Below are 18,900 nucleotides of genomic sequence, written 5' to 3'. Positions count from 1 at the left end.
CGGCGACGTGCCCCTCGCCGACGGCTCACCGCCCCGCAGCGCCCGATGGGGCACGCTTTTCGGCTCGAAGGGCTGCCTGTTGGACGCAGACGCGGCCGTGGGCCGCGCGAACGCTGGCACACGCCCGGAGGTTTCCACGAAGGGCCGGGACGCAGGCGCTCACCGCCGTGCTCATGGAGGGAGCCACCCGTGCGGGAGAAGGTCAGCGGCGATCGGCGTCGGGTCGAGCAGGGCAGGGGCAGGACAGAGCGGCCGCCGACGTCGACGTCGGGCGGCGGGGCCTTCGACCTCGTCCTGCGCCTCCAGCGCGCGGCAGGCAACCGCGCTGTGGCGACCGTCCTGGGCAACCGCACCGTCCAGCGCACGTCGATCAACCCCGCGTTGTTCTTCGGCGCCGCAGCGCCCCGGCCGGACACGACGGTGCGCGCGGCGATCGGCGCGAACACGCTTGGCGGCTTCGGGTCAAAGGTCAACAACGCGCTGTGGCACACGAAGCTGACGTACCTGCCCCTCCGTACGCCGGGAGCGCACCCATCGGGGACGATGAACCCCGAGGGCGCCGGTGTTCAAGGTGTCATAGGGCCGGACCATCCGTACGGGAGCCAGCCGAGCAGCCCCACGGCAGCGCAGAACAACATCATTGCCGGCAACATCCGGGGCTGGGTGCCGCACGGGCATGTCGCTGCGCACATCGTCAACGACCAGCTCGGGGGACCCGGTGAGCAGCAGAACCTCTTCGCGTTCCCGGGGACCGCGAACACCCTCATGGAGACGCAGGTAGAGGGCAAGATGAAGGAGGCCGTCGCCGATGGCCACTACATCTACTACCGGGCGGACGTCAACCACCCGGCGAGCGGTCCGGCCGACTCCATCACCATGACTTGGAACAAGCTCGATGCCGCGGGCAATGACATCGGCGGCGGGCAGAGCAACGTCGTGATCACGGCGGCCAACACGGCGGCGAACACGGCGATGGGGCTGCCGGCCGGGGCTCCCGCGCGGACAATGTCGCTGAAACGCCCGACGAACCCGCAGGTGATCAAGGCAACCCCCTGGGGGCCCTTCCAGATGCCCGACCCCAAGAACGCCATCGCTCTGGGCCAGTTCCTCGACACCAGTGAGTTCCCCGCCGTGGGGACGAAGGAGGCCTTCGTCGGTTTCCTGGAGACCTATCGAAACAGTGCGGACATGCTGGACCTGATGGTGTCGTCACTGAACGACCACACGCTGCTGAGGACGCTCGGGGAATGGATACGCTCGCCGAAGAGCACCATCACCATCAAGGCCAACCGTGGAGTCACCAAGGAGATCGTCTCGGATCTGCGGACAGGCACGTCGTCGGAGAAGAAGGACGCCTTCGTCGCGCTCATGGCGACCGGTGACGCCGGGAAGGTGATGGGGGCGGCAGCGAGCCTGTTCGCCAAACGGGCGCGCGCCAACGCTCGGTCACTGGTGTGAGCGGACCGGGGTTCGGCGAACCGCGTCAGGGAGGCGGTGCCGGCAACGATGGTCCGGTGAACTGCTGCAATCCCTCCGTGTCATCGAGGATGATGCGCCGGTAGGCGGTGGACACGAGCCAGCGTTCCCGGAGGTCACCGATCACGCGGGTGACCGACTGCCTTCGGCTTCGAGGAGGCGGGGCCAGACCTCGCTGACAGTTTAGGGCGCGGGTGGTGCCATCGCCGTCGCTGACCTCGACTCGCGCTCGCCGGTCATGAGGATCAGCGGGAGCCGCCTCGGGCCTCGATGGTGGCAACCGATACCGGCGGCTCCCCGAGGGTTACGACCGCCGCTTGCACCACCGGGGCGAGGCGGTTATCCCATGGCCGGCCACCATGGGGGCCCGCACGGGCAGGGCTGGGATGGGTCCTCTTTTGCGGCCGGCGGTCACCGCGAGCAGTGCGGTGCACCCCCTCGGCAGGAGTCAGACCGTCCGGTTCCACTGGGGTTCAAGGAGTGGACGGCCGGACACCGGGGCAGCATCGCTAGCGGACCGATCGCCGTCGAAGGAACGAACCGTGGATGACAACCCCGCAGAAGGCACTGCCGTCGGCCACGCGGCTGGGTACGGCCCTCTCGCCCTGCTGGCGCAGCTGTCCGATCGCGCGGACCTCGACGTGGTTACCGTGACGCTGGTCGCGGGCGGTGCGCTGATCTCCGGCCGGGTCGTGGGCGGATGGGAGTTCTTCAACGATCACGCGGACGCGTTCCGGCGCCTGGCCGCGCGCCAGGGCGGCGGCGCGGAGAGCGTCGGCGCGCTGCTCCAGGACGCCTTCGAGCAGTTCGCGGGCGAGTACGTGCAGGACCGTGCACAGACCACTCCGGAGTTGGACACCGACGCGCCCGAGTCGGCCTGGCTGCACCTCAAGGAGGCCACGGTGACGGTGGGTGGCACGGGGACCCGTCAGGCGGGCAGCTGGCGGGTGCGCATTGACCAGGTCGCCGCGTGGACGATCGAGGCGCCGACCGGCTGAGGCCACCCGGCGGGTGAGACGTTCGGCGAGGAGCAATGGACCATCGGGTCATGCGGGTTCGGCCATGGCGAGCACCTGTTCGGGGCTGAGCTCCATGCCGTGCACCTCACGGGCGTGTCGTTGGGCGACGGACACGAGCTGGTCGTCGCTGTCGCCCCGGGCGACGTAGCCGCAGTCGCAGCGGATCACCTTGGTCATGTGGGTCTCCTTGATCGTCCGGGGTGGGATACTGGCATCCGGTGGTTGGCTGGCGGTTGGGAGCGCACCGTGGGAGGGCCGGGAGCGCCGGTACGGGTGTACCTCACCGGGCGGGTGCGTGTTGAGGCCGGGCCGGTTCTGGTCGACGAGGCGGATCTGCCGGGTCGGCAGGGCCGGCTGGCCTTGGCTCTGCTCATCGCCGAGCGTGATCGGGCGGTGTCGCGCGACGAACTGGCCGAGGAGCTGTGGGGCGAGCACCTGCCGGCCGCGTGGGACAAGGGGCTGCGGGCGCTGCTGAGCAAGCTGCGCCGTACGCTTGAGGGGGCGGGGCTGGCATCGAACGCGCTGGCGTATGGGTTCGGTTGCTACCAGCTGCGCCTGCCGGGTGGGGCGTGGGTGGACGTGGAGGCCGCCGGCGAGGCGGTTCACGCGGCCGAGGTCGCGCTCGCCGCGGGTGATCCACGCCGGGCGTACGGCTGGACGTATGTCGGCTATCACATCACCCGCCGTCCGTTCCTGGTCGGCGAGGACGGCCCGTGGGCGAGGGGATTTCGGGCGCGGCTGCAGGCCTTGCGGCTGCGGGTGCTGGACTGTGTCGTGGAGTGCAACACCCTCACCGGGGAGCTGGCGGAAGCGGTGCGTGCGGCCGAGGATGCGCTGGCGCTCGATCCGCTGCGGGAAGCGACCTACCAGCGGTACATGCGCGCGTTGGCGGCGGCGGGCAGCCGGGCGGAGGCCCTGCGGCTGTATGAGCGCTGTCGGCAGGTGCTCGCCGACGAACTGGGTGCCTCCCCGTCGGCCCAGACCGAGGCGGTCTACCTCGCCCTGCTCCGCGGGTAGGCGACCCATCAAGCCCCGTCGACTGCCGAGGCGCCACCCAACCCGGCGCCAACCTCCAACCAGCCGCGGCCTAATCGGCACCGCTCACCCTCCTTGCAGCGTCACCGGCACCGTGCCGGGGCCAGTCGAGTCAAGGAGAAGGCGATGAGCAAGGTGATCAACTGTGACGAGGGCGTGGTGATCCGCGGCGACACCGACGCGGAGCTGCTCGCGGGCGCCCGCCAGCACATCCAGGAGGCCCACCCCGACTTGGAGCTGTCGGACGAGCAGCTGCTCGGCATGGCGGTCGACGAGGCGGTGCGGCCATGAACCCGGTGAGGGCGACTGCCAGGACGTTGAGCACCGTCGTTCTTGTGCTCGCGCTCCTGCTCGCCGCGCTCGCGGGTCCGGTTGCCGCCGGCGCTCGCAGCGACAACGTCTTCTTCCGCTTCTCCGACGGGCAGGCGGTGTCGTCGTCGGCAGCCTCGCTGGTGACCAATGCTGCGGGCGCGACGATGAGCTTGCGCACCGCCGAGCTGGACCGCGGGGCGTACACCATCTGGTGGGTGGTGTTCAACCATCCGCAGCACTGCACCGACCCGTTCGACCCTGCGTTCGAGTGCGGCCCCGGCGACCTGTTCGCCTCTGGTGTGGACGCGTCGGTGCTGTACGCGGCCGGCAACGTGGTCGGCGGCTCGGGGCGCGCCGGCTTCGGCGCTCGCCTGCGCACAGGCGACGACAGCGAGGCGTTGTTCGGTCCGGGACTGACCAACCCGACGCAGGCGGAGATCCACGCGGTCGTGCGCACCCACGGCCCGCTCATCCCCGGCATGGTCGAGGAGCAGATCCATACCTTCAACGGCGGGTGCCACCCCGGACAGCCCAACGAGGGCCAGTGCCAGGACCTGCAGTTCACGGCCTTCCGCCAACGCGCGGGGACATAGCGCACTACCGCCCAGTCCGGCTTCCCGAGCATCGGGGGGCCGGGCTGGTGTGCTGGGCAGTGACGAGACCACCTCTACAACGGGATAACAGCCGGCCTCCCGCTAAGAAGCAACCAGGCCGCTGACCATCCGCACACGACAACCCTCCGCTACAGGAGGGCTCTATGCAAACCCGTCTCAAGTCAAGGCAGCAGGTTCTCTTGACGGGCCGTTCCACCTCGGAGCCAGCCGATACACCAGGGTCGTCTCGTGATCCCACTGGCCAAGGACCGCAACGGCGATGCCGCCGGGCACCTAGCGCTGAAGGTGGCGGCAGGGACGGTCAGTCGGGATCGCCGGCCTTGAGCAGGCCGGTCTCGTAGGCCAGTACGACGGCTTGGGCGCGATCGCGGAGATCGAGCTTCCTGAAGATGCGCGTGACGTGGGTCTTGACCGTGCTCTCCGCCACCCACAGGGCTTGCGCGATATCAGCGTTGCTCTGCCCGCGGCCGATCAGGCGCAGCACCTCAACCTCCCGATCGGTCAACGCGGAGAAGCGCTCGTTGTCAGGGGGCGCGGCGGCCCTCGCGTGCTGATCGACGAGGCGGCGAAGGACAGTGGGGGCGAGGAGAGCCTCACCGCCCGCCACGGTGCGCACCGCGTCGGCGAGCACCTCCGGGCGGGTCTCTTTGAGGAGGAACCCCGAGGCGCCGGCGACGAGGGCGGCGTAGACGTACTCGTCCAGGTCGAACGTCGTGAGCATGACGACCTTGGTGCGGGTCGAAGGAGGGGAGAGCATGCGACGGGTCGCCTCCAGGCCGTCCATCACCGGCATGCGGACATCCATGAGCACCACGTCGGGCGCGAGCTCTGCCACCAGCCTCACCGCCTGCGCACCGTTCTCGGCCATGCCGACCACGTCGATGTCCGGTTGCGCCGACAGGATCATGCCCAGTCCCCCGCGCACCAGCGCCTGGTCGTCGGCGATGAGGACGCGGATCAAGACGACGGGATCGCCGCCCGCAGGTCATGCGCAGTCGGAGCCGGCAGGGGCAGCTCGACGTGGACGCGCCAGCCACCGCCCCGGCCCGGCCCAGCCTTGGCCGTTCCGCCGAACAGCGCCACGCGCTCGCCGATCCCCACGAGGCCATGACCGACACGGTCGACCGGCGGGGCGGCTGTCCCGTCGTCGGCGACGGCGATAAGCAGCGCGTCGGGTGTGTAGCGCAGCTGCACCGACGCCCGCGTCGCCCCGCCGTGCTTGAGCGTGTTGGTCAACGCCTCCTGGATGATCCGGAAGCAGGTCAGGTCCAGCGCGGCGGGCAGCGGGACAGGCTCGCCGTCCACCTCCATCTCGACGTCCAGCCCGGCGGCGCGGAGCGGAGGCAGCATCGCTTCGACCTGGGTCAGCCCCGGCTGGGGTGGTTGGGCGCCCGTGACCGAGTCGTCGCCGGGGTCCCTGGCATCGGGCTCATCTGCGCGCAGCACCCCGAGCAGCCGGCGCAGGTCGTCCAACGTCTGCCTGCCCACGTCCTCGGCGTCGAGCAGCGGTTCCTGCGCGCTGCCGGCTCCTGCTTGCAGCTGCATCCGCGCGGCACCGATCTGGATGACCATCATCGAGACGCTGTGGGCGACGATGTCGTGCAGCTCCCGCGCGATGTGGGCTCGCTCGGCGTTGGCGGCATCCCGGAGGGCGACCTCCTTGGACGCCCGCTCGGTGGCCAGGGCGGCCGCGAGCGTCGCCGCCCGGTCCTCGCGTTCGCGCAGCGCGCGGGCGCCGAACCAGGGGACGAGCATGAACAGGGTGTTCCACAGGAAAGCACTGGGCGACCGGAGGTACGGCATCGTCAGCGTGATGGTGGCGAGGCCAGCCATCGCCACCGCTGCGGCGAGCACCGCACGCCGTCGGGAGCAGTGGTAGCCAGCCGAGGCGGTCAGGAAGATGAGCGGGATGCCCCCGGCGGCGAAGGTGATGTCATGGGGCACCAGGGCGGTCGGCAGGAAATAGACGCCCACCGCCCAGCACACCGCCGCGAGCGGCGCCCGACGGCGCCACGCCAGCGCCGCCAGAAACAGGGCGTTCAGGATCGCGTTGAGGGGCCGTGGCCCCACGTACCCGTCCGGGCCGTCGAGACGGAACCATGTGACCAGCTGACCGAACACGATGAACGCCGCCGCGATGAGGACATCGACTGTCGGCGGTCGGTAGGCGCGCCAGTAGCTCTTCAGCACCCCATGACGGTACAGCGGCCGCGGGGGCCCCGGCGTCCTCCTCGGGTCGGCACCCCTGTCATACCCAGGTCGTACACGAGCGCACCGGGTCTACCTCCGCGGCGCCGCAGTGACGACCCCGGGAGGACGCGCGGTTCGGGCTGGAGGAGCAAGGTGTCTGCGGAAGCAGCCCGTGCCGTCGACCTCGGGGGGATCACATGACCACGACCAAGCCAGCACCGATCACATCGACAGCGGCCGAGAACGGGTCTTCGTCGGATCGGCCTCACCTCGCCCGCCCCATCGCACTGGTGCTCGGCGCCGTCCTCGCTGCCCTGGGCATGGCGCTGCATCTCCCCGCCATGCCCGAGGACGTGGGGATATCGATCGCTATCGCCGAGGCGCCGTCGCGGTGGCTCGCCTCCCATGTCCTCATGGGCTTCGGCCTGGTGCTCGTCGCCGTCGCGGCGGTAAGCGCCCTGCCGATCGTGCGAGGCCGAGGGGCGCGGTTGACCACGGTCGGCGTCATCCTCACCGCGGTGGGGGCCGCCGTGCTGTCCCTCAGCGACATGGCGCACGGTGCCGTCGGCTTCGCGCTGGTCGAGCCGGTCGATGCGGCCACGTCCTTCGCGGTGCAGACGGCCTACTTCGAGTCGCCGGCGATCCTTTGGCTCAACACCGGCCCGCTGTTTCTCACCCTCGGGCTGGTCGTCCTGGGTGCCGGGCTGCTGCGGTCACGCATCGCGCGCCGCTGGGAGGGGATCGTGGTCATGCTGACCCCGATCGCCGTCCACGCCAGCTTCAACTTCGAGCTGCCCACCTACCTGCACGGCGTTCCTCTCGTGGTGGGGTTCTCAGTCCTTGCTCGCGTCATCGCACGCCGCTGACGCCATCCCCCGTCACGCCGTGCGGGCTGCGGCGTTCCGCTGGAGCGCGCAACGCACCGTGACCAAGACCGCCACGGTGTCACTGCACGGCAACAGCTACCTGGTGCCGTCGGCGGTCACGCCCAGCGCGCCAACCATGAGGTGGTCGCCCATGCCGAACCCGTCGATGTGGACGATCAACCAGCGTTGATCGTCCAGCCGACGGTCTAGCAGTTCGGCCACCTTCTCGGCCGTGGCCGCGACGAAGCGGCGTGCTACCGCCGGCTTGGACGTGCCGCTTGCCGAGGCCTGCACGGCCGCGCCGACCGGCTCGAGCGCGACCGGGTAGCGACGCGTGGAGATGCCCGCGAGCATCCGCGCGACGATGCCGTCGGCGAGCAGGTCGGTCGACGCGAACCTCTCATACGTCTCCATGCCAGTTCGTGCCCGTCATCGCCGTCCTCGCCCGTTTTGGTCTTGCCTCCGAGGGATAGCGTCCGGACCAGTGAAGGGGAAGACCATGACCACCGTCCGCATCGAAGCGCTCCCCGAGCAGCTGCAGTCAAGGGTTCTGGCTGCGACTGCCCACGCAAGCCACCGCCGTATCCGCCACCTCGAATCTGACAGCGGTACCGAGGCCGCCTATGCCGTGGAGGCCGTTGCCGGTGACCGGGTGACGCTCATGCGGCTGTTGCTGCGCCCGGATGAGTCCGTCGACGAGAGCACCCACAGCTTCACCACCCGCGAGATCGTCGGTGTCGACCGCGATGCTTCTGAGCTGACGGTCCGGGGGCCTGAAGGCACGAGAAGCGTGAAGGTCGCGCCCGAGACGGCGGAAGCCGTCCGTGCGATCCAGGACTGACGGCAGGCGATGCTCCCCGCACCTAGCCGTCACTTGCGGGCCCCTTTCCCATATCTCGCAGGCGTGCAGCGCCTCGATCGTCGCGGTGGAGGTCGTAGGGTCCGTGGTCCTCGCTCACCGCCCGGGTGACCTCCTCGGGCCGACGCGCTCATGCTCTTGCGTCTATGTCCGAAGGGAGTTGCACGCGGCGCGGCGAAGCTGTGACAGGTTTCCTCGACGGGGCCAGCCCGAGTGGCGGCACGTCGTGATCAAGCTCGACCACCACGAGGCGACTCGACGGTCTGCGCTCCAGATCATGAGATTGACCGCGGCTATCGCGAGGTACGGCGACTGGTTCGTCGCCCAGTGCCTCGGGGTGGACGTGGCTTCGCAGGGCACCTCGTTGGAGGAGGCCCGGGACAACCTGGCGGAGGCGCGGGCGCTGTACTTAATTTTAGAGGACGAGGACGTCCAGGTCGGCGAATGCCCAGTGATCGTTCCCATCGGCCTCGCGGTCTGAGCCCTCATGCGGACGTACTCCGCGCCCGAGGTGATGGCTGCGCTACGAGCGGGATTCGAAGAAGCTCGCGGCGTGGGAGCCACGGTGGGGGTGCAGTCGGGGCCTGCTGGGTGCCGGGTGGGTAGCATCGGCGCTATGACGTACGCCCTCCGCGGGGATGTCCCTCCAGAGATCCCCGCCGACGTTGATGACCCTGCGGTGCGCAAGGCCAGCGGGGTCGTGACGTTGCCGCGGCGGGTGAACTGGAGCCAGGCCGACCCACGCATGACTTGGCCGGCCGGCGGCAACGGGCGCAGTGTATGAGCAGGTGTTGCGGGAGGGCACCGCTGAGGACGTGCGCTACTTCATCGACGTCGATGAGCTCATCGCTCTGTGGGACGAGCTCGTGTTGCCCCCGGCGGTCAGTCGGGCGTGGATCGGGTGGCTGGCTCGGCACCGCGAGGTGCGTGTGCAGGATTGCCGCGGTTGCTTTCCCCGCAGTCGACGGAGGATGGGAGGGCGCGGCAGCTACGGAGCGTGACGTGTCCCGCCCGCCGTCGACCTCCGCCCTACCCGGCATGTTCCGCACTGGCGCGTCTCTGGGGAGGGGGATTAGGCCGTAGTCGGCGGCCAAGGCCCGCCGGTGACCAATCCATATCGGCACGTAACTGATGGTCACGTGAGGTGCACATCAGAACTCGAACGGCTCGCGGCATTCGCCTGAGCCGCCGTCGAAGGCGTCCCACTCCACGGCGGGGCCGGTGCAGCCGTCAAGTCTGCGGTCGCCGAGGGGCTGGTCCAGCGCTACCTTCACGCGCTCGGTCACGAAGTCATCGGTGCAGTCGCCGCCGTTGTAACGGACGTATGCACGTATGAGGACAGAGTCGTCTGTCTCCTCCGCCTCGACGCGGTCGTAGTCCAGGCAACTGCTGTGGCCGGAGAAGACGCCTAGTTCAAGCGAGCGGCCGTTGGGCGGCTCGGACAGCCGCCAAGCAGTCCGTTCCACCGACCCTCCGGCGCAGGCCGACATGAGCAGAGTGATGAGGCTGCCAAGCGCCAGTCCTTGCACCGTCACAGAATGCCAGACCTGTAGTGAGGCCGGGAGCGGATGACGCGGACTTGATCCTGCGACCGACCGCGGGACGCATCGCCCCTGCCCTGTCGCCAGCGGCTTGAACTGGCCACCCTCGACTACGTCACCTGGTTCAACGACCGCCGGCTGCACCGGCGAGCTCGACCATCCCCCACCCGCTGAGTTGGAGCCGCTTACGGTGCAAGCCTGGGCCAACAGGCCCTCTTCCTCACGGTGGCCGGCGCCGGTAGTGACGCGCCCGGAGCAACCAAGCGTGACGACCAGCCGGCTCCGGCTGAACATGACGGCTCAGGTCATCGCGTTGGGGTTGGCCGCTTCCTCGGGGACGGGCTGCATCACGTCCCAGTGCTCGACGATCTTGCCGTCCTCGAGGCGGAAGATGTCGGTGACCGCCGTGCCCCGGTCTGCCGGCGCGACCGTTAGCAGCCCGTGGGTCGCCACCAGGTCGCCTTCGGCGATGACGCGCTTGATGTCGAGGTGCAAGTCCGGGAACTGCTGAGTGAAGCCGGTGACGAACTCGACGAACGCGTCGGCGCCGTCGGCCACCTGTGGGTTGTGCTGGATGTAGTGGGAGCCGAGGTAGGCCTCGGCAGCCTGGGCGGGCTGCTTGTCGTTCAGCGCCAGCTCGAGGTAGGCGACGACGGTCTGCTTGTTGCGTTCGGTTGACATGGTGTGCTCCTTCTTTCTTGCTGGGGTTGGTGGAACGGTTACGGGGCGCTGGGTGCCGGCGTCTGGTCGCCGGCGAGCAGCGCCAGGAGCGCCTCGAGGTCGCCTTGGCCGGGAAGGGCGGCGGCGTCCATGCGGGCAATCTGGCGGATGAGGCGCAGGGCGTCGGCCACCTGGTCACCGTGGATCGCGGCGCTGTGGGCCGAGGTCAGGGTGCGGATCGGCAGGGTCGCGATCTTGTCGACGTGCCGGTCGAACTTGCGCGGGTCGAGCAGTGTGTGCCAGGGCGAGATCAGTCGGTTGTTGTCCAGCAGCCCGTGCCGCCAGAACTCCGTGTCCAGGTCCGCTACGTCGTTCATGGCGGGGTCGGTGATCAGGCAGGCGAACGCGTCAACTGCCCAGTAGACGCCGGTGCGGGCGTCGAACAGGCCGCGGCTGGTCGGCGAGTCGAAGATCGGCGGGGTGACGGCTACCAGGCTCCGGTCGCCAGCATCGAAGCTGTCGCCGTCGTTGACCCATCGCATGCGCTGTATAGGAAGGGCGTAGTCGCCCCGGAGCCGCTCGACGCTGAACCAGGTGGTGACGAGCGTCGCATTGGGACAGGCGTCCAACACGGCCGGAAGGCTGCCCACGTGGTCGTGGTCGTCGTGGGACAGGTAGACCCAGCGCACGGCGTCCGGGTCCACGAGACAGAAGACCTGGTCGAGCCACCGGCGCTGGTTGAGGTGCGTGCCCGTGTCGACGATCACGGGCTCGCTGCCGGCGATCACCAGAGAGTTGACGGGGACGAACGTGCCGGGGGCTGCGGGGAACAGCTCCGGGATGATCCACGTGTCGGGTGCCACCCGGTACGGGTCGACCGGGACGCTGGACGGAGGGAAGCTGGGGTGTGCGGTGGTGTCCATGCAGGCATGGTGGCCGCCGCAGTACCCCGCCACAGCGGTGAGGCTACGTATCTTTGCGTCCGGCCACCACGTACGTTGGTGGCGCGTGACGGCTACGGTGCCTGGTGGGATAGGCGCACTGACCGTGCGGCAAGCTCCGCACGGGTGGACGCGCCGGTCTTGGCCAGCAGCCGCTCGACGTGCTTCTCGACCGTGCGGACCGACAGCACCAGGTGCTCGGCGATGGCACGGTTGGGCAGGCCCTCCTCGACCAAGGCGAGGACCTCGGCCTCGCGCACCGTGATCCCCAGGGCGGCCAGGGCGGGAGGCACGGAGGCGGCGGACCGGCGCGGTGGCGCAGCGACTCCGAATCGGCGCAGCAACCCACGGCTGGAGGCGGCCAGGCGCGTCCAGCCCGTACCCTCGAAGAAGACCACGGCGTCCCGCAGCCAGGCGACCGGGGCGCCCCAGCCGTCGTGCCACGCCGGCTCGGCAACCAGCCACCGCAGAAGCCGCAGGAATCCTGGCATCGGCGCGAACGCGTCCTCGGCGTCTCCGAACCGCGCGGTTGCCTGGTCTGCGTCCCCGCCGCGACCCGTCTGCACCGCTCGAGCCCCCTGATAGAACCCCTCGCCCAGCCGGTGGCGGATCCGGTCGACAGGGGCCAGGGCGTCGTCCTGCTCGGACGTGAGGTCATCGTCGAGGAGGCGCAGCAGCAGGAGCAGATCCGGAAACGGGCCGCTGGCCGCGTCCGACGCCGGGGGCATGACCGAGACCGCCTGCTCGAGCTCGCCGCGTCCTGCGGCCCGGTCGCCGCGTACCAGCCCCAGGAGCGTGCGGGGCATCCCGCGGATGTTCGCCTCCACCTGCGGGTCGCCGCCGGCGAGAGCCAGGGCCTCCTCGGTGAGCGATGCCGCCTCGTCCTCTCGACCGCGGCCGAGCTCGAGCAGGGCGCGGTTGGACAGGACCGCCGGCAACAGCAGTCCGAGGCGGTAGCGGCGGGCGGCGTGCTCCGCGCGCTCGGCCGCGACCAGCCCCTCCTCGATGTCGTGGTGCAGATGGTGCAGCACGGCCAGGTGCAGGTCGGCGTGGGCTGCCTGTACCAGCGCGCCGGCTTCCTCGGCCAGGCGGCGGGTCAGGTCCAGACGGGCGGTCGAGCCGGCGGTGAAGACGTCCTGGATGCCGAGCTCGCCGAGTGCCCGAATCCTCCACAGCGGCAACGCTGCGGCCTCAGCGGTCCGCAGCGCCTCGGTGAAGTACACCTCGGCCCGGGTCCAGTCGGTCAGGCGCGCCACCCGACCGAGGACCTCCAGGGCTTCGCAGACCACCATGGGGCGCTGGCTACGCCGGGCGGCGTGGAGGGCGGCATCGGCGGCCCGGGCTGCCTCGTGCGGGCGGTGCTCACCCAACGCCACCTGCGCGTTCACCACCTCCACCTGGGCGACCAGGGTCGGCTCGGTGGTAGGCGCGAGGCGGCGGGCCGCGTCGACGTGGCGGCGGGCCTGCGCCCAGTCGGTGGCGGCGGCGGCGGACCTCGCCAGCTCCAGGTGGGTCGCCGTGCGGCGCGCCGGCTCGGCGCCGGCTGCTTCCAACCGGTCCAGCAGCTGAGCGCCGACGGCCGCGGCCCGGTCGGTTTCCCCGGCCGACGCCAGGGCGGTGACCAGCAGCTCGGTGGCCGATAGGGCGGTGGCTCCGCGCTGGTCGGCCAGGGCCCCGGCCTGCTCGGCCGCGTCCGTGGCCGTCGCCAGCGCGCCGGCGGCCAGGGCCCGCCGGCCGGCCTCCACCAGCAGCGCCGCCGCCTGCTCGGGGTCTCCGGCCTGGACCGCAAGCCCCGCGCCGACCTGGCACCAGTCGCCCGGCAGCGTCGGATGCCGCTCGCGCACCCCCGCGAGCAGGCGTTGCGCGAGGACCTGACGTTCCGGCGACAGCAGGGTCCCAAGCGCCGCGTCGCGGGACAGAGCATGGCGGAAGCGAAACCGGCCAGTCCCCGGGCCCTCCTCGACCAGGTGGGCGTCGATCGCCCGGCGAAGCGTGTCCAGCACCGTGGCTTCGTCCGCCTCCAAGGCGCTGACCAGCAACGTCCAGTCGAAGTGCCGGCCGAGCAGCGCCGCGGCGGCCAGCAGCCGCATCCCGCCGTGCCCGAGGTCGCGCAGCCGCTGGCGGACGGTGTCGCCAAAGGTCAACGGGACGCTGGGGCGGGCCACGCCGCGGAGCTGCCAGCCGCCCTGGGCGCGGACCAGGGTGCCGCTGCTGACCAGGGAGGCGAGCAGCTCCTCGACGAAGAACGGCAGGCCGTCGGCGTAGCCGATCAGCAGTTCGTCCACGCCTGCCGGCGGATCGGTGACTCCAAGGCAGGCCCGCGCCATGGCCCGCACCTCCTCCTCGCCGAGTCGGCGCAGGGTCACTAGCTGGGCCTCCCGGCGGCCGTGCAGCTGCTGGGCCACCCGCAGCGCCGGCCCGGTATCCTCCGGTCGGAGGGTCCCGATGACCAGCGTCGGCTCACCGGCGAGCTTGTCGGCGAGGTACTCGACCAGGGCCACCGAGTCAGGATCGGCCCAGTGCAGGTCCTCGAGCATGACGATCGTGCCCCGCCCGTTGCCGACGGTGCGCAGCAGCCGCAGAGCGCCTTCCCCCAGCGCGACAGCCGACTCGCCGAGCTCAGGGAGATCGGCGGCCCGCCACGCGGGCACGAGGCGGCCCAGGGCCCCGCGGAAGGGCTCGAGCTCGGCACGGTCGGGAAAGGCCGTGTCACGCAAGGCGGACAAGAACGCCTCGGCCCACGGGCGGTAAGGCACGGTGGCGCCAGTGGCCACGGCTCGACCCCGCAGCACGGTCATGCCCCGTGACTGTCCCGCCTCTGCCGCCGCGGCAGCCAGCCGCGACTTGCCGACACCGGCCTCGCCGACGAGGAACATCACCTCACCGGAGCCTGCGGCGGCCGCCTCGACCGCTTCCAGCAGGACAGCGAACTCCTCGGCCCGGCCCACCAGCAGGGGACATCCCAAGGCTCTCATCGGTCGTCTTCTTCTCCCGACAGGATCACCCCACAACCAACCGTACCTGGGGGCAAGCTCTGACACTGCCGGGCACTGCCTCGTCGTAGCGGCGATGCGGGATGCCGCAGAACGACCCGCGCGCTCCGAAGTTCGCCGGTGCCGGGCGCGAAGGGCGCATCGTCACTCACCGCCCCGGGCTAGGTGTTGACAGCGGCGCGGTCGAGCGCGCACCGTTTTCGCCACGGACGGGGCTGGCGCAGGACAGGATGCATGGCGGGCGGCAGCAGGGCGTCACGCGCGGCGGCGTCCCTTGGAGCGGTGCGGACCGCGCTGGCCAAACCCAACCAGCGACGCATCCAGCCGGCTTGGGGCGGGGGGATCACCGCCGAGGGCGCCCAGCTGGTCGCCCTCGGCGTGTACGCGTTCGGGGCCGGCGGCGTCGTCGCCGTGGGGGTCGTCGGTGTCGTGCGGACCCTGCCGGCGGCCGTGCTCGGCCCGGTGGCGGGTCGCGCTCGCCGACCGCTGGCCTCGCTCGCGGGTGCTCACTGGTGTGCTCGCCGTCCGCGCCGCCGCACTCGCGGGCATCGCCGGCCTCGTCGTCGCGGGCGCGCCCCCGGCGATCGTGTACGCGATCGCGGCCGCCGACGCGCTTGCCTTCAGACTGCACTGGCCGTTCCACTCCGCCCTGCAGCCCGAGCTTGGCGGCCACACCCGAGGAGCTGACGCCGCCAACGCGACGACCACGACGGTGGAGAACCTCGGCACGCTGCTCGGGCCGGCGTCGGCCGCCGTGCTGCTCGCAGCCGCCGCGGTCCCCGCCGTCTTCGTCGCCCTGGCCGTGCTGCTCGTCGCCGCTGCCACCGTCGTGCACGGTGTGGACCCCATTCAACCGGTGCGCTCGGTCACCCGGCCGCGCGACGTCCTGGCAGGGTTCGCGGCCCGGCTCGGCGCCCCCGCACCGCGCTTGGTGGCAGGCCTGTGCCTCGCGTACACCCTGTGCTTGGGCGCGGTCCCGGTGCCGGTCGTGGTCACAGCGATCGACTTGCTCGCGATGGGCGAGCCCGGCGTCGGTTCGTTGCAGGCCGCGGTCGGTGCCGGCGGCCTGGTGGCTCTGTCGGGGCGCTTGCGTTCGTTGGACGCCACCGGCTGGTGACAGCCCTCGGGGTGGCCGTCGCCACCTGGGGTGTGTGCCTGGCGCTCATCGGGGTGGTGCCACTGCCGGTCGCCGCCCTCGCGCTGCTCGCGGGCATCGACGTGTGCAACGCGCTGGTGGACGTGATTGCTCTCACGCTGCTGCAGCGGGTCGTGCCCGGCGAGGTGCTCTGCCGGGCGCTCGGTGCCTTCGTGGGACTGTGGTGGGCGCTGCTCGGCCTGGGCGCACTGGCCGCGTCCCTGCTCGTCGGGGTCGCCGGCGTCCGCGGCGCGCTGGTCGTCCTCGGGGCGTTCCTGACCATCCTGGCCGTGGCCAGCGCCAGAGGGCTCGCGCGCCTGGACCGCGCGGGCGACGTGCCCAGCCACGAGCTCGACCTGCTGCAGCGGGTCTGTCTGCTCGCGCCGCTCCCGCTGCCGGTCCTGGAAAGCCTGGCGGCGGCCTGCATGCGGGTGGAAGTCCCCGCCGCCCGGCGTCGTCATCGCCGCGGGAACCGCTGGCGACCGCTTCTACATCGTCGAGGTGCGCCACGTGAAGGTCACCCCCCGGGGCTGTCCAGCGTGCTTGGCCCGGGGGAGGGCTTCGGGGAGATCGCGCTGCTGCGTGACGTGCCCCGCACGGCCACCGTCACCGCAGCCTAGGACACCCGGCTGCTCGCACTGGACCGCACGGACTTCCTCGTAGCGGTCACTGGTCACCCGAGCACCGCTGGGGCCGCCCACGCACTCGTCGACCGCCGGCTTGCCGGCGACGCCGGCTGAACCCTGCACGGAAACGCAGGTACGGATGGACCTTGACCCGCTCGGACTCGACGCGGAGACCATGCGCCGGATCGACTACGAGACCGTCACGGCTCATCGACCGGGCGACCCGCGAGAAGATGGGAGCGCCTGCGCCGACCGCCGCCCGAGGACGGCGCGGACTTCTCCGCAGTGTTCGACGAGCTGGCCCCGACGTACTGCCGTTATCGTCGCGCCTGCGATCACCCCGGCTACTTCGCCTTCATCCCCGCTGCGGCATGTGGCCGGGGGTGCTCGGCGACTTCGCGCCAACGCGGCGAACATCCATGCGGGTCGTGGATGGAGTCAGCGGGGCCGGGCCAGGTGTGGAGCTCGTCGTGCTCGACTGGTTCGGGGAGTGGATGGGCTACCCCGCCGCGGCGGCGGGCGCGCTGACCAGCGGGGGGTCGGCGGCGAACATGCCGCCACACGTGGCTGTACCAGCCGTTCGAGTGCGGATCGCTGCTCGTCCGCGATGGCGCGCAACTGCGGGCGGCGTTCGAGATCACCTCGAGCTGCTGCTGCCACCCGCGCTCGGCGTCGTTTGCTTCCGCCGCCGGTTCGACGGCGCCAGCCAGCCCCGATCTTTCGGTAAGGGCCCCGGTTGCTTGCTTGTTTCGGCGGGCGACCGGCCGTTGCTGTCGGCCGGTGGCGCGAGCTCGCAGCCGGTGGGCGCGGTGACGCGCGGGGGCGTGTGAATCGTGCGTAGGCACGGTGGAGTAGGACACCGTTGGTGTCGCCGTGTCGGGCCTGGGTCGGTTACGCGAGCGTGGGGGTGAGCTCAGGCAATCGGCGGCGCGCGGCGAGCAGTTGTGGTGTCCAGGGCCAGGCGGCGTCCAGATGCAGCCAGGTCCGACGGGCGTGGACGACGACCCTGGCGGCGACCTTGAGCAGGGTGTAGCGCAGGCGACGGGGCCCGGCGACGCGCAGCCCGTCGTCATCGATGAGCTGTTGCAGGGCGGCCAGCAGGACCGCGGCGAGCAGGACGAGCTCGACCCACAGCCGGGTGGCGTCCCAGGCGCGGAACGTAGCCGCGGTCCTGCAGTGACCCGGCGATGCGGCCGAAGCCGCAGCCGACATCGAGTACCTCCCCGCCTTCGGGAAGACATAGGAGCTTGGATCGTGTCCGCTTGCTCAACGCTGGGATCAAAGAAGCCCGCTGCCGCGGCTCCTCCCATCCCCTTTGTGGGCTGGTTGACCGAGCGTCCTTGAACGGATAACCCGTCCCCTGGCTCCACCCGCGTTACCGGGCTTCGTCGCTACTACGAGACGGTCCGTCCCCGTGCCTGCTACCGGTACTCAGCCCCTCACGGTGCTCACCGCTTGGGACGCTCCCTCTCGACGCCCGGGTTGGCTATGGCAGCACACGCCGCATTCGGCTTCCGGTGTCGGTTTCAGGGCGACAGGTTCCCATGTTCCGCACAGAGCCTGAACCGAGCTCACGCAACCTTCATGCCGGACACCACCCAGGCAGTAAGCAGGTCTCGTCGGCCGTGAGGTCGCAATCGTCGAAGCGGGGTAGAGCAACGACCGGTCCGCAACGTGAGCGAAGCCCGAGCAAGCGTCGTAATCTCGGCCCGCCGCAAGGCGGACACGTGGGGATGCCTCGCCGCCTCGGCGGCGGTGAAGGCCACGGAAGACGTCGTTGGTCCAGGAGCCGACGTTGACGAATCCTCCGGCGCAAGGGGCGTGGAACGGTGTCAAGGGACATGTTGACTTCCGGGTGGGCGGACAGTTGTCTTCCGGGTTGGTGGCCATGTGATCTCCGGGTGGGTGGCCAGCAGATCGCCGGGCTGGCGGACAGCTGACCTGCGGTGTCAGGCGAGGGGCATCACCCCCTTGCCGGCGGTGGCTTCTGCCAGCCGGTGGGAGCTGCCTTTGGTGAGGACGACGTGGGCGTGGTGGAGCAGGCGGTCGACGGTGGCGGTGGCCAGGGTCTTGGGCATGATCGTGTCGAACCCGCTGGGATGCAGGTTGCTGGTGACGGCGACGCTGCGGCGTTCGTAGGCGGCGTCGATGACGCGGTAGAACGCCTCGGCTGAGTCTTGGCCTGCGGGGAGCATGCCGACGTCGTCAACCACGATGAGGTCGGCGCGGGTGATGCGGGCGACGGTCTTGGCGATCGACGCGTCGGCTTTGGCCCGCCCGAGGGTGACGGTCAGGCTCTCGAGGGTGAACCAGGCGACGCGCAGGCCGGCGTCGATGCAGGCGTGCCCGAGCGCCTCGACGAAGTGCGACTTGCCGGTGCCGCTGGGCCCGCACACCGCGAGGTTCTCCGCTCGGGCGACCCATTCGAGGGTGGCCAGGGCGGTCTGGGTGGGCGGCGGGATCGACGACGCGTCGGGGTCCCACGCGTCGAGGGTCTTGCCGGAGGGAAACCCGGCCGCTTTGCGTCGCTGGTTGCGGGTGGCGACGTCGCGGCCGGCGGCTTCCTCTGTCAGCAGCACCCGCAGGACCTCTGCGGGGTCCCAGCGTTGCGCCTTGGCGGTCGCGAGGACGTC

20 protein-coding genes are annotated in these 18,900 nt (G+C 70.8%); 10 read left to right on the top strand and 10 right to left on the bottom strand.

Annotated features, from left to right (window positions below; translation table 11 throughout):
* The first annotated feature begins 189 nt into the window (after positions 1 to 189).
* Together VM324_00330 and VM324_00325 are read left to right on the top strand one after the other, a co-directional pair.
* A complete protein-coding gene (locus VM324_00330; protein ID HVL97728.1) occupies positions 190 to 1,458 on the top strand; it encodes a hypothetical protein in 1,269 nt (422 codons plus the stop codon).
* A gap of 560 nt (positions 1,459 to 2,018) precedes the next feature.
* A complete protein-coding gene (locus VM324_00325; GenBank protein ID HVL97727.1) occupies positions 2,019 to 2,474 on the top strand; it encodes a hypothetical protein in 456 nt (151 codons plus the stop codon).
* Positions 2,475 to 2,522: 48 nt separating this feature from the next.
* Here the strand turns inward: VM324_00325 and VM324_00320 are convergent, their stop codons facing one another.
* Complete coding sequence (locus VM324_00320; protein HVL97726.1) at positions 2,523 to 2,672, bottom strand: DUF1059 domain-containing protein; 150 nt, start codon at positions 2,670 to 2,672, stop codon at positions 2,523 to 2,525.
* A gap of 96 nt (positions 2,673 to 2,768) precedes the next feature.
* Between VM324_00320 and VM324_00315 the strand changes: the two genes are divergently transcribed.
* The 3 genes from VM324_00315 to VM324_00305 all read left to right on the top strand — a co-directional run bounded on the left by VM324_00315 (position 2,769) and on the right by VM324_00305 (position 4,435).
* Positions 2,769 to 3,512 (top strand): BTAD domain-containing putative transcriptional regulator, encoded by a 744-nt coding sequence (locus tag VM324_00315; protein ID HVL97725.1) that lies wholly within the window; start codon positions 2,769 to 2,771, stop codon positions 3,510 to 3,512.
* A gap of 144 nt (positions 3,513 to 3,656) precedes the next feature.
* Positions 3,657 to 3,821, top strand: a complete 165-nt coding sequence (locus VM324_00310; GenBank protein ID HVL97724.1) for a hypothetical protein — start codon at positions 3,657 to 3,659, stop codon at positions 3,819 to 3,821.
* Entirely contained in the window at positions 3,818 to 4,435 is a 618-nt protein-coding gene (locus VM324_00305; GenBank protein HVL97723.1) for a hypothetical protein, read from the top strand. The genes VM324_00310 and VM324_00305 overlap by 4 nt, the downstream gene beginning before the upstream one ends.
* Before the next feature lie 322 nt (positions 4,436 to 4,757).
* On the opposite strand, the gene VM324_00300 is transcribed toward VM324_00305, so the two are convergent.
* Positions 4,758 to 5,417 (bottom strand): response regulator transcription factor, encoded by a 660-nt coding sequence (locus VM324_00300; GenBank protein ID HVL97722.1) that lies wholly within the window; start codon positions 5,415 to 5,417, stop codon positions 4,758 to 4,760.
* The gene (locus VM324_00295; protein ID HVL97721.1) at positions 5,414 to 6,646 is read right to left on the bottom strand and encodes a histidine kinase; all 1,233 of its coding nucleotides are present in this window, start codon (positions 6,644 to 6,646) and stop codon (positions 5,414 to 5,416) included. The genes VM324_00300 and VM324_00295 overlap by 4 nt, the downstream gene beginning before the upstream one ends.
* A gap of 290 nt (positions 6,647 to 6,936) precedes the next feature.
* Between VM324_00295 and VM324_00290 the strand changes: the two genes are divergently transcribed.
* On the top strand, positions 6,937 to 7,512 hold the full coding sequence (locus VM324_00290; protein ID HVL97720.1) for a hypothetical protein: 576 nt from the start codon (positions 6,937 to 6,939) through the stop codon (positions 7,510 to 7,512).
* Positions 7,513 to 7,608: 96 nt separating this feature from the next.
* On the opposite strand, the gene VM324_00285 is transcribed toward VM324_00290, so the two are convergent.
* Positions 7,609 to 7,926 carry a hypothetical protein gene (locus VM324_00285; GenBank protein ID HVL97719.1) on the bottom strand — a complete coding sequence of 106 codons (318 nt, stop codon included), beginning with the start codon at positions 7,924 to 7,926 and terminating at the stop codon, positions 7,609 to 7,611.
* 85 nt (positions 7,927 to 8,011) lie between these two features.
* Here VM324_00285 and VM324_00280 point away from each other — a divergent pair, with 85 nt between their 5' ends.
* A complete protein-coding gene (locus VM324_00280; protein HVL97718.1) occupies positions 8,012 to 8,353 on the top strand; it encodes a hypothetical protein in 342 nt (113 codons plus the stop codon).
* Positions 8,354 to 8,648: 295 nt separating this feature from the next.
* Positions 8,649 to 8,852 carry a hypothetical protein gene (locus VM324_00275; GenBank protein ID HVL97717.1) on the top strand — a complete coding sequence of 68 codons (204 nt, stop codon included), beginning with the start codon at positions 8,649 to 8,651 and terminating at the stop codon, positions 8,850 to 8,852.
* A gap of 670 nt (positions 8,853 to 9,522) precedes the next feature.
* On the opposite strand, the gene VM324_00270 is transcribed toward VM324_00275, so the two are convergent.
* The 4 genes from VM324_00270 to VM324_00255 all read right to left on the bottom strand — a co-directional run bounded on the left by VM324_00270 (position 9,523) and on the right by VM324_00255 (position 14,488).
* Positions 9,523 to 9,906: a hypothetical protein gene (locus tag VM324_00270; GenBank protein ID HVL97716.1), complete on the bottom strand. Its 384-nt coding sequence runs from the start codon at positions 9,904 to 9,906 to the stop codon at positions 9,523 to 9,525.
* Between the two features lie 306 nt (positions 9,907 to 10,212).
* Entirely contained in the window at positions 10,213 to 10,593 is a 381-nt protein-coding gene (locus VM324_00265) for an ester cyclase (GenBank protein HVL97715.1), read from the bottom strand.
* 38 nt (positions 10,594 to 10,631) lie between these two features.
* On the bottom strand, positions 10,632 to 11,495 hold the full coding sequence (locus VM324_00260) for an MBL fold metallo-hydrolase (GenBank protein HVL97714.1): 864 nt from the start codon (positions 11,493 to 11,495) through the stop codon (positions 10,632 to 10,634).
* Between the two features lie 92 nt (positions 11,496 to 11,587).
* Positions 11,588 to 14,488 carry an AAA family ATPase gene (locus tag VM324_00255; protein ID HVL97713.1) on the bottom strand — a complete coding sequence of 967 codons (2,901 nt, stop codon included), beginning with the start codon at positions 14,486 to 14,488 and terminating at the stop codon, positions 11,588 to 11,590.
* 520 nt (positions 14,489 to 15,008) lie between these two features.
* Between VM324_00255 and VM324_00250 the strand changes: the two genes are divergently transcribed.
* The gene (locus tag VM324_00250; protein ID HVL97712.1) at positions 15,009 to 15,623 is read left to right on the top strand and encodes a hypothetical protein; all 615 of its coding nucleotides are present in this window, start codon (positions 15,009 to 15,011) and stop codon (positions 15,621 to 15,623) included.
* A complete protein-coding gene (locus VM324_00245) occupies positions 15,620 to 16,261 on the top strand; it encodes a hypothetical protein (GenBank protein HVL97711.1) in 642 nt (213 codons plus the stop codon). Before VM324_00250 ends, VM324_00245 begins: the two co-directional genes overlap by 4 nt.
* A gap of 897 nt (positions 16,262 to 17,158) precedes the next feature.
* On the opposite strand, the gene VM324_00240 is transcribed toward VM324_00245, so the two are convergent.
* Positions 17,159 to 17,479, bottom strand: coding sequence for a transposase (locus tag VM324_00240; GenBank protein HVL97710.1), 321 nt, complete (start codon positions 17,477 to 17,479; stop codon positions 17,159 to 17,161).
* A gap of 737 nt (positions 17,480 to 18,216) precedes the next feature.
* Positions 18,217 to 18,900 (bottom strand): IS21-like element helper ATPase IstB (istB, locus tag VM324_00235; protein HVL97709.1); only part of this gene is annotated, 684 nt, incomplete at its 5' end.

Source organism: Egibacteraceae bacterium (assembly GCA_035540635.1).
GTDB lineage: Bacteria > Actinomycetota > Nitriliruptoria > Euzebyales > Egibacteraceae > DATLGH01.
Note: the sequence above shows the minus strand (reverse complement) of the source record. Positions and strands in the feature narration are given on the sequence as shown.

Excerpts from the sequence above, each read along its gene's own strand:
- VM324_00320 (HVL97726.1), bottom strand. The coding sequence starts at position 2,672 with ATGACCAAGGTGATCCGCTGCGACTGCGGCTACGTCGCCCGGGGCGAC.
- VM324_00310 (HVL97724.1), top strand. The coding sequence starts at position 3,657 with ATGAGCAAGGTGATCAACTGTGACGAGGGCGTGGTGATCCGCGGCGAC.
- VM324_00305 (HVL97723.1), top strand. The coding sequence starts at position 3,818 with ATGAACCCGGTGAGGGCGACTGCCAGGACGTTGAGCACCGTCGTTCTT.
- VM324_00285 (HVL97719.1), bottom strand. The coding sequence starts at position 7,926 with ATGGAGACGTATGAGAGGTTCGCGTCGACCGACCTGCTCGCCGACGGC.
- VM324_00280 (HVL97718.1), top strand. The coding sequence starts at position 8,012 with ATGACCACCGTCCGCATCGAAGCGCTCCCCGAGCAGCTGCAGTCAAGG.
- VM324_00275 (HVL97717.1), top strand. The coding sequence starts at position 8,649 with ATGAGATTGACCGCGGCTATCGCGAGGTACGGCGACTGGTTCGTCGCC.
- VM324_00265 (HVL97715.1), bottom strand. The coding sequence starts at position 10,593 with ATGTCAACCGAACGCAACAAGCAGACCGTCGTCGCCTACCTCGAGCTG.
- VM324_00260 (HVL97714.1), bottom strand. The coding sequence starts at position 11,495 with ATGGACACCACCGCACACCCCAGCTTCCCTCCGTCCAGCGTCCCGGTC.
- VM324_00255 (HVL97713.1), bottom strand. The coding sequence starts at position 14,488 with ATGAGAGCCTTGGGATGTCCCCTGCTGGTGGGCCGGGCCGAGGAGTTC.
- VM324_00240 (HVL97710.1), bottom strand. The coding sequence starts at position 17,479 with ATGTCGGCTGCGGCTTCGGCCGCATCGCCGGGTCACTGCAGGACCGCG.